Annotated in this window: 2 protein-coding genes; both read left to right on the forward strand. The window is 43.3% G+C overall.

Translation table 11 applies throughout. The annotated features are described in order from the left end of the window. The first annotated feature begins 86 nt into the window (after window positions 1-86). A complete protein-coding gene (locus GOU96_RS17840; protein ID WP_001915058.1) occupies window positions 87-359 on the forward strand; it encodes a DUF1778 domain-containing protein in 273 nt (90 codons plus the stop codon). Then, a complete protein-coding gene (locus GOU96_RS17845) occupies window positions 356-853 on the forward strand; it encodes a GNAT family N-acetyltransferase (protein WP_000982260.1) in 498 nt (165 codons plus the stop codon). The genes GOU96_RS17840 and GOU96_RS17845 overlap by 4 nt, the downstream gene beginning before the upstream one ends. Window positions 854-889: the final 36 nt, after the last annotated feature.

An 889-nucleotide genomic window follows, 5' to 3' on the forward strand; every position in this document is an offset into this window, starting at 1 on the left:
GTGCCAAAGTGACATAGGGATTGCTTCTTGAACACTTTAACGCCATAATGCCCATGTGACAGTTTGACACAACAGGAGATAAAACTATGGCAACGACTTTGCCTCGCATCACCGCTAGAGTTGATGTCGATACTCAAGATTTACTCGCTAAGGCTGCTGCTCTTGCTGGTATGTCTAGTATTAACTCATTTGTTTTGAATGCAGCAATCGAAAAAGCAAAACAAGTCATTGAACGTGAGCAAGCTCTAAAGCTTAGCCAAGCTGATGCCGTATTGCTGATGGAAGCTCTTGATAATCCAGCGGTAGCAAATGCAAAGCTCAAATTGGCATCCGAACGTTATGAGAGCAAAACTCAATGATGAATACGGTACTTCTCGATAAAGATAAGCACGATAGGAACCGTTTCAATTGTGGCACTGAAGCCCTCAACAATTACTTAAAAGTAATGGCGAGTCAGCAAGCCAAAAAAGACAACACCAGAACCTTCGTTTTGGAAGATGACAATAACAGTGCTTATATCATTGGCTTTTACACTCTGACTATGACGCCCATTGATTTGAAAGCCTTGCCCGACAAGTTACAAAAGAAGCACCAATCCTCAACCTCTGGAGGGCTCATTGCTCGTTTAGCTGTCGACGATAGATACAAAGGAAAAGGTTTTGGTGAGTGGCTACTCATTGACGCTCTCAGAAAGCTACTCGCAGCCAGTGACAGCGTAGCGTTCCCAGTTGTCATTGTTGATGCCAAAGATGGTGCAAAACATTTCTATGAGCGCTATGGGTTTCAAGCGTTTCAAGATGCAGAAAACAAACTCTTCATCACCATTGCTGATATCAGAGCAAGCTTAGGCTAGTTATCCACTACCTTTAGCAAACTAACGCCCGCCTAA

Origin of the sequence: Vibrio sp. R-1 (assembly GCF_035615595.1) — a bacterium.
GTDB lineage: Bacteria > Pseudomonadota > Gammaproteobacteria > Enterobacterales > Vibrionaceae > Vibrio > Vibrio cholerae.

Bases quoted from the DNA above. Each gene is read 5' to 3' on its own strand.
- GOU96_RS17845 (WP_000982260.1), top strand. From the start codon at position 356: ATGATGAATACGGTACTTCTCGATAAAGATAAGCACGATAGGAACCGT.
- GOU96_RS17840 (WP_001915058.1), top strand. From the start codon at position 87: ATGGCAACGACTTTGCCTCGCATCACCGCTAGAGTTGATGTCGATACT.